The 474-nt window shown below is 53.8% G+C and carries 1 pseudogene; it reads right to left on the minus strand.

The features are described 5' to 3' along the window. Positions 1 to 357, minus strand: a pseudogene (locus ACTHUR_RS19840) (beta-ketoacyl-[acyl-carrier-protein] synthase II); the annotation flags it as partial. Positions 358 to 474 lie beyond the last annotated feature (117 nt).

The following is a 474-nucleotide window of genomic DNA, read 5'->3' on the forward strand; positions in this document are numbered from 1 at the left end:
GTGTTGGAACAAAGGGATATTTTCGTCTGCGCCACTGGTGGACGTACCGGTAACGACAGCGACCCTTTCTTTGCCGTAACGGGCAATGGCCGTCTGAATCAGTTCGTCTATTTGCGAAAGCGCGTGCAGGATAAGCTGGTTGTTGCGGCTGCGGTGTGCTTCGGGGATGCTGTCGGGCAGGGGCATCAGGGTTTCTTTGACTGCACCGAAAGCATGCGTTTTGCCTTTTACCCATTGGTCTGAAAAAGTCAGGGGCGTGTTTTCAGACGGCGTGAGTAAGGCATCGGCATGAACTTGCAAGCCGCTGCCCAATGCGCTGGTCAGTGCCGGACGGCTGAGATAAACAGGAGTATTCATGAATTAGTCTTCTGCGATCGGGCTGACCGTCCAGAAAGTTTGGTCGGGGAAGCCGATAAGGAATTGTTCGGAATGGTGGGCAACACACCACAAATCACGCTCGCGGTAGCTGAATAC

Source organism: Neisseria sp. P0021.S007, from assembly GCF_051956855.1.